General features: G+C 72.1%; 5 protein-coding genes. All 5 read left to right on the top strand.

From position 1 onward, the window contains the following. The first annotated feature begins 214 nt into the window (after positions 1 to 214). Positions 215 to 805, top strand: coding sequence for a hypothetical protein (locus tag ACFXAM_RS10955; RefSeq protein ID WP_380289678.1), 591 nt, complete (start codon positions 215 to 217; stop codon positions 803 to 805). 357 nt (positions 806 to 1,162) lie between these two features. Beyond that, positions 1,163 to 3,886: a hypothetical protein gene (locus ACFXAM_RS10950; protein ID WP_380289676.1), complete on the top strand. Its 2,724-nt coding sequence runs from the start codon at positions 1,163 to 1,165 to the stop codon at positions 3,884 to 3,886. A 112-nt stretch (positions 3,887 to 3,998) separates the two neighbouring features. After that, positions 3,999 to 5,018, top strand: coding sequence for a phosphate ABC transporter permease subunit PstC (gene pstC, locus ACFXAM_RS10945; protein WP_380289674.1), 1,020 nt, complete (start codon positions 3,999 to 4,001; stop codon positions 5,016 to 5,018). 58 nt (positions 5,019 to 5,076) lie between these two features. Beyond that, the gene (gene pstA / locus ACFXAM_RS10940) at positions 5,077 to 6,333 is read left to right on the top strand and encodes a phosphate ABC transporter permease PstA (protein ID WP_380289672.1); all 1,257 of its coding nucleotides are present in this window, start codon (positions 5,077 to 5,079) and stop codon (positions 6,331 to 6,333) included. 38 nt (positions 6,334 to 6,371) lie between these two features. After that, on the top strand, positions 6,372 to 8,001 hold a 1,630-nt coding region (locus tag ACFXAM_RS10935), incomplete at its 3' end, for a substrate-binding domain-containing protein (protein ID WP_380289670.1).

Here is an 8,001-nt window from a genome sequence, read left to right as displayed (position 1 = left end):
CGGGCGGCCGCCCCCCCCCCCCCACATGCTGCGCGCACCCCCGCCCCCCGGGGGCCCGGGCGCCCCCCCCCGGGCCCGCCGGCCACGCCGGGCCGCTCCCCAGGGCCCGCGGCCCGGCGGCACCACCGCACCACCGCGTGAAGGCACCACCGCACAGTACGAACTCACGGCCCGATGGCCGGATCGTTCCATCTTGCACACCTAGGAGAGCAGTATGTCCCGCACCAGCGCCCGTCTCGCCGCCGTTGCCACCGCTGTTGTGCTCGCCACCACCGGTGCGGCCGCCTCGGCCACCGCCGACGCCGCCACCCCGGCCACCGGCAGCGCCGTGGTGAACGAGAGCAACACCTTCCTCGTCAACTCCCTCTCGGCGGGCGTCATGGTCTTCGCCCTCCCGACGGCGACCGGCTCCTACGACAGCGCGACCGGCCTGTCCGCGTCGTTCCCGGTCACCGGCGGTTCCGCCAACCTCCCGGCGTACTACGGCGACGTCCAGCTGGGCGGCGGCCTGCTCTTCATCAACCTGCGCACCGGCAAGTCCGCCGTCTTCAAGGACCTCGCCTTCCGCGTCACCACCTGGCAGATCACCGGTGTCCCGCAGGGCGGCACCACCCCGGTCGCGCTGCTCGACCCGGCCGGTGACACCACGATCTCCGGCAACGCCGCCGCCTCCTCGCTGCAGGCCTCCGACCTCCAGGTGGACGAGGAGGGTGCGAAGTACCTCGACACCAAGCTGAACACCACCTTCTTCACCGCGGGCCAGTCGGTGGGCTCGCTCTCCTTCACCTTCAAGGCCGGCAGCTGACACGCACCAGATGACGGCGGCGGGGTCCGGGTGTCCGGGCCCCGCTGTTCCGCGCTCCGGGAAACAGCCGGTGACGTGCGATCAACAAGGGTGGTTCGCAGGCGTGTTGTGGCCTCGTACACCCTGGCGATCCACGGCGTCCATGTACGGCTGGCCGAATGGTGACGGACCATCGGCGGCATCTGGCCACTCGCGCCGGGGTCCGGCCGGTTCCCCGTCTACGCGCGCAGCGCGTCCCTGGAGGTGCACGTCATGAGAGTCCGTCCACCGGGTTCGAGAGCCCTGGGGAGGTGGAAAAAGGGACTGCTGGCGCTGGGGACGGCCTGGGTCGTCGTAGGGGTCTCGGCGATCCTCCCGATGGGGGCCGGAACGACCTCGCAGGCGGCGGCCGCCACGGCGACGACCGTCGAGGGACCGGCCGTCTGGGACCCGGCGTCCGGGACGTACGGCGCCAAGGGCAAGGTGACGGTCTCCTCGACCACCAACCTCACCAACGAGGTGGTCCACGTCTCCTGGGAGGGCTTCACCCCGACCGTCGACCCGTTCGGCAATCCGGTGAAGTTCGTCAAGCTGAACAGTTCCACCGGCCAGGAGCTCTATCCCGTCCGGATCTACCAGTGTCGCGGCAAGAACCCCACCGTGCAGGACTGTTACGGCAGCACCAAGTTCAACCAGGACCCGTCCAAGGGCTTCCTCCAGCCGGCGCCCCCGCCGGGCACCATCACGCCGGAGTTCCCCTTCAACGGCGCGGTCCGGGTCACCGGCCCGGACGGCCGCGGCGAGGCGGACATCGAGGTCTGGACCTCGCAGGAGAGCCAGAGCCTCAACTGCGACGCCAACCACCCCTGTTCGCTGGTGGTGGAGGCCAACTACGGCGGTGACTCGCTCGGCTGGACCGACGAGAACCTCAAGATCAACTGCAAGGACCACTCGCTCGACAACCCGGCCATCAGCGGCTTCTTCGCGATGGCGTCGGAGTCGGTCTTCGCGATGAACGGCGCGGAGAACGACACCTGGAACCCGGGCGAGGCCTGCGCCTGGGAGAACCGGACCGTCATCCCGCTGGAGTTCGCCCCCACCGCGGGCGACTGCGAGGCCACCGCCATCGACCTGACGGTGGGCGGCCTGGCGATGGCCAACCGGGCGATGCAGCAGTGGCGTGCGGGCCTGTGCCAGGGATCCGCGCCGCTCGGCGTCGACTACGTCTCGAACACCGGTGAGCCGCAGGCCCGGGCCAACTTCCGGGACAAGAAGGGGCCGGACGTCGCGCTGACCGCGCTGCCGGAGAGCGAACCGGCCACCCGGCCGTACGTCTACGCCCCGCTGGCGACCTCGGCGATCTCGGTGGCCTTCCGGGTCGACGACGTCGTCAACTCCGGGCAGATCAAGAACCTGAACCTCACCCCGCGGCTCCTGGCGAAGATGCTGACCCAGTCCTACGCGATGGCCAAGGGCGTCACCATCGACTCCGTCGCCGGCAACCCGGTCTGCATCTTCGAGGACCCGGACTTCCTCGGCATCAACCAGCTCGACCCGGCGGGCGGCCAGCGCTTCCCCAAGTGCACCGACCAGTCCTGGCTGGCCGACTCGGCCCCGATCGTGCTCGGTGGCACCACCGACCTGATCTACCAGCTGACCTCCTGGATCGCCGCCGACCCGGAGGCCGCGGCCTTCCTGCGCGGCGAGCCGGACCAGTGGGGCATGCACCTCAACACCTTCTACCGGCCGCAGCCGACCTACCCGGGCTACCCGGTGAACGCGATCCGGATCCAGGACTACTCCGGTCCCAACCAGTGGAAGTCCTACGAGATCAACCCGCTCAACAACGGGCTGGCCCAGGTGGCGCGCAACCTCCTGATGAACAAGCCCACCTGCCAGCTCCCGGACGCCGACGTCGACGGCAAGCACCCCAGCTGCCCGCCGGTCGACCCGGGCCGCCGCGGACTGTTCGCGATCATGGACAGCGGCCAGGCCAAGGCCTACGGCATGTCCGAGGCCGCGCTGCGCAACCCGGCCGGGCAGTTCGTGACGCCGACCCTGGACACCCTCCGGACGGCCCTCGACACCATGCCGACCGAGGCCGCCTCCGGCACCCAGCGGCTGCCGTACGGCGTGGAGGGCACGGACTTCTCGAAGGCCGCCCAGGCGTACCCGCTGGCCGTCGTGCAGTACGCGATGATGCCGACCGGCGGTCTCTCCGCGCAGAAGGCGAAGGCGGCGTCGGACTTCCTGCGGCGGGTCACCGACCCCGCCGAGGGACAGCGCTACGGCAACGAGCCCGGGCACCTGACCGCCGGGTTCCTCGCACTGACGGACGCCCAGCGCACCCAGGCGCAGTCCGCCGTGACGCACGTCGCGGCGCAGGACGGCACCTACCCCGGCAACCAGACCGGGCCCGAGCAGCCGAAGCCCGAGGGCGGTAACGGCGGCACCGACGGTGGCACCACCGGCGGGACCGACGGCGGCACCACCGGCGGGACCGGTGGCAACGGCGGCGGGACCGGCGGCACCGGTGGCGACAGCGGTGGTGACAGCGGTGGCGGCACCACCGGCGGGTCGGGCGGGTCGTCCGGCGGCAGCGGGTCCACCGACACCGACGGCTCGGTGACCCCGGCCGACGACTCCGGCACCGGCTCCACCGGCACCACCGGCACCACCGGCAGCGGTTCCACCGGCACCAGCGGGTCGACCGGCGGCACGCGGTCCTCCGGTTCGGGCTCGTCCGGCTCGTCGGGATCCGGCTCCGCCGGCACCACCGGCACCGGTGCGGTCGCGGCCGGCGGTACCGCCGCGGCTCCTGCGGCCGGTACGACGGCGCCGCCCGCCGCCCCGGCCAAGGCGACCGCGACCCCGGCCGCCTCCTCCGGGCCGATCGCGGCCGCCCCGGTCGCCGCCGGGTCCCCGGCCGCCGACCGCTCCGGCGGTGCGCGGCTGCTCCTGCCGATCGCGCTGATCACCGGCGCGGTCCTCCTGGTGGGCGGCCCGCTGGCGCTCGTCCTGGCCGGTACGCCGGCCGGTGCGCGGATCGCCGCCGGGGCGTCCGGTCTCTGGGCGCGCCTGCGTCCGGGACCGCGCGCCTGACGGCGCGCGTCCCCACTCGGCGGGGCCGCCGTTCCGGCCCCGCCGAGTGCCTTCCGCTTCCCGCCAGTCCCCCCTGCACCTGTCCCGTACCGAGCGCGCCGGAGAGCAGACCATGACAGCCGCCGCCGAGCCCGCGACACCGTTCGCCGAGACTCCAGGCCAGCCGGACCCCGACGTACCCCGCACCATCACCGCCCCGTCCACGCCCGGCGACCGGGTGTTCCGCGGTCTCCTGCGCGCGGCCGGGCTCTCAGTCTTCGCGATCATGGGCCTGATCGCCTTCTTCCTCATCCTGCGCGGCGCCGACGCCCTGCGCGTGGTGGGCTTCTCCTTCTTCAGCGAGAAGAAGTGGCTCACCCAGGCGCACGACTTCGGCATCGCCTCGGTGCTGCCGAACGGCCTGCTGATCGCCGTGATCGCCCTGGTGATCGCCGTGCCGGTGGCGCTGACCACGGCCGTCTTCATCGCCGAGTACGCGCCGGTCCGGCTCCGGGCGACGCTGGTCTCGCTGATCGACCTGATGGCCGCGATCCCCAGCATCGTCTACGGCCTCTGGGGCCTGTTCTTCCTCCAGCCGCGGATCATCGGCTTCTCCCGGTGGATGTCCAACCACCTCGGTGACACGATCCCGTTCCTCAAGGTGCGCACCGGTGACATCGGCACCTCCTACACCTCGTCGACCTTCATCGCCGGCGTGGTCGTCTCGCTGATGATCATCCCGATCGTCACCTCGCTCAGCCGGGAGGTGTTCTCCCAGGCCCCGCAGGGCGAGCGGGAGGGCGCGTACGCGCTCGGCTCGACCCGCTGGGGGATGGTGCGCACGGTGGTGCTGCCCTTCGGCCGCGGCGGTGTGATCGGCTCCGTGATGCTCGGCTTCGGGCGCGCGATGGGCGAGACGATCGCCGTCGCGCTGATCATCTCGCCCAGCTTCGACCAGATCACCCACGTCCTGGAGAACGGGGCCAACTCGATCTCCGCACTGATCGCCCTGCGCTACGGCGAGTCGGACCCGCTCTCGCTCTCCGCGCTGATGGCGGCCGGCCTGGTGCTGTTCGGGCTCACCCTGCTGGTGAACGTGGCGGCCGGGTTCGTGATCAACCGGTCCCGTTCCGGCGCGGCGACGGCGGACTGACCGTGGACCTCTTCCCCCGCCCCCGCCCGCTGCCGCCCCGTCGTGAAGGGACGACCCGATGACCACCCTCGACCTGCCGGCCGAGACCGTGCCCGCACCGGCCCGGGAGAAGGCCGCACCACCGCCCGAGCGCAAGATCCGGATCGGCGGGGTGACCCGCGAGGACGTGCTGACCGTCCTCGGCGCGCTCACCGGCTCGCTGGCGCTGGACTGGATCCTCTACGAGCGGGTCATGCCGTTCAGCGGCGCCCTCGGCTTCCTGATCTGCTGGTACCTGCTCTTCCTCACCGGGTACACCCTGCTCGGCGGGCTCCAGTGGGGCGCGCTGCTGGTGCGCGAGCGACTGGTGTCGGTGGTCGCCTGGAGCGCCGGCCTGCTGGTGCTGGCGCTGATCGCCGACCAGATCGGCTACATCGCGATGCGCGGCTACGAGGCGGCGCAGCACCTCAACTTCTTCACCGAGTCGATGGAGACCACCTCCGCGCTCTCCCCGATCACCTCGGGCGGCGCGCTCCACGCCGTCATCGGCTCGCTCGAACAGCTCGGCCTGGCCACGCTGTTCGCCGTTCCGCTGGGCATCGCCGCGGCGGTCTTCATGTCCGAGGTCGGCGGCCGGATGGCCCGCCCGGTGCGGACCCTGGTGGAGGCGATGACCGCGCTGCCGTCCATCGTGGCCGGCCTGTTCATCCTCGGCGTGGTGATCATCACCCTGGGCTTCGAGAAGAGCGGGTTCGCCGCCTCGCTGGCCCTGACCGTGATGATGATGCCGATCGTCACCCGCGCCGCCGAGGTGGTGATCCGGCTGGTGCCGGGCACCCTGCGGGAGGCGTCCTTCGCGCTCGGCGGCAGCCAGTGGCGCACGGTGTGGAACGTCGTGCTGCCGACCGCCCGGCCCGGCCTGGTGACCGCGGTGGTGCTCGGCATGGCGCGCGGCGTCGGCGAGACCTCGCCGGTGCTGCTCACCTCGGGCTTCACCACCCAGCTCAACGCCAACCCGTTCAGCGACCGCCAGGTGTCGCTGCCGCTCTTCATCTGGAACTACGTCAAGACGCCGTACCCCGACATGGTCGCGCGGGCCTTCGCGGCCGCGCTGACCCTGATGACCGTGGTGCTGATCCTCTTCGTCACCGCCCGGGTGATCGGCGGCCGCCGTCCCGGCCAGCTGACCCGCCGCCAGCGCCGGCGGATCGACCGTGCGGCCCGGGCCGCCGAGAGCGGCGCCCGGCACCGGACGGCCGCGGCCGGCGGGGTCTCGGTGGCGGGAGCGCACCGCACCGCCGGGACCGCCGGGACCGCCGTGGCGGGAGTGCGCTGATGTCCGTAACAACCACCCTCCGTACCAGAGGAGTCCCCATGTCGTGGGAGGCCGTCCGCCGACCCGTGGCACGTACCGCTGCCATGCTGCTCACCCTGTGCCTGACCGCGGGCGCGCTGTTGCTGGGGCAGAGCGTCCCGGCGTTCGCGGCCACCTCCTTGAACGCCGACGGGTCGAGCTGGGCCGGTCCGGCCATCGACCAGTGGCGCAACGACGTCAACCCGATGGGCATCAAGATCAACTTCAGTGCGACCGGCTCCGCGGCCGGCCGCGCCCAGTGGGCCATCGGGCAGAACGACTTCACCGCCTCCGACGTCCCCTTCCGCACCGAGGTCGACACCGGCCTCGGCGAGAACGGCCACACCGGCGGCGCGGGCAACATCGAGAACCCGGTCTACGGGTACTCCTACGTCCCGATCACCGCGGGCGGCACCGCGTTCATGTACAACCTGTCGGTCGGCGGCAAGCAGGTCCGCGACCTGCGCCTGTCGCCGAAGACCATCGTCGACATCTTCACCGGCAAGATCACCAACTGGAACGACCAGCGGATCACCAACGACTACGGCAAGGCGCTCCCGTCGACCGTGATCACCCCCGTCATCCGCTCGGACGGCTCGGGCGCCACCGCCCAGTTCACCCGCTGGATGCAGCACACCTACAAGTCCGACTGGGAGGCCTACTGCCGCAGCGTCAACAACGTGCCCTGCGGTGACTACACGGAGTTCTTCCCGAAGTCCGGCCGGATGACCGCGCTCAACGGCTCCGACGTCGTCGCGAACTACATCATGGGCTCCGCGGGCCTCGGCACCATCGGCTACGACGAGTACGCCTTCGCCAAGGCCAGCAGCTGGCCGGTCGTCAAGGTGCTGAACCCGGCCGGGTACTTCACGCTGCCCACCGCGTCCAACGTCGCCGTCGCCCTCACCGCCGCCAAGATCCGCGGCGTGGACGACAGCACCCCGCCGAGCGACCCGAACTTCCTCCAGCAGAACCTCAACGACGTCTACACCAACAGCGACCCGCGGTCCTACCCGGTCTCCAGCTACAGCTACCTGATCGTGCCGCGCAAGGGCGTCGCACTGCCCCCGCCGCCGCGCTTCAACGACGACAAGGGCAGCGCGCTCAGCCGCTTCATCTCCTACGTGCTCTGCGCCGGCCAGGGCAAGGCCGACGAGCTGGGCTACTCGCCGATCCCCCGCAACCTGGTGCGCGGCGGGATCCTGCAGTCCACCCACATCCCCGGCAACGCCAGCCCGGTCGACCCCAACTCGCTCGCCAACTGCCCCAACCCCACCTTCACCGGTGAGGAGCTGACCGTCCTCAAGAACGCCCCGCAGCCCAGCGAGTGCGACAAGAAGGGCGCCCCGCTGGACTGCAAGCCGGGCGGTTCCGGCGGTGCCTCGGGCGGGTCCGGCGGCGCGGCCTCCGGCGGCTCCGGTTCCGGTGGCGCGGCCTCCGGCGGTTCCGGCAACGGCTCCGGTTCCGGTGGTGCGGCCTCCGGCGGCTCCGGCAACGGCTCCGGGTCCGGCGGCGCGGCCTCCGGCGGCGCGGGCGCCAACGGCGGCACCGGTGCCACCAACGCCTCCAGCAGCACCGGGGGCACCGGTGCGGCGGGCGCCGGCAAGACCGGCACCCAGTCCCCCGGAGCCACCGGCACCGGCGCCGCGG

The sequence above is a fragment of the Kitasatospora sp. NPDC059462 genome, assembly GCF_042749955.1.
GTDB lineage: Bacteria > Actinomycetota > Actinomycetes > Streptomycetales > Streptomycetaceae > Kitasatospora.
This window is presented reverse-complemented; position numbering and strand designations above follow the sequence as displayed.

Coding starts and splice junctions, on each gene's coding strand:
- ACFXAM_RS10950 (WP_380289676.1), top strand. CDS start 1,163: ATGGGGGCCGGAACGACCTCGCAGGCGGCGGCCGCCACGGCGACGACC.
- pstC (WP_380289674.1), top strand. CDS start 3,999: ATGACAGCCGCCGCCGAGCCCGCGACACCGTTCGCCGAGACTCCAGGC.
- pstA (WP_380289672.1), top strand. CDS start 5,077: ATGACCACCCTCGACCTGCCGGCCGAGACCGTGCCCGCACCGGCCCGG.
- ACFXAM_RS10955 (WP_380289678.1), top strand. CDS start 215: ATGTCCCGCACCAGCGCCCGTCTCGCCGCCGTTGCCACCGCTGTTGTG.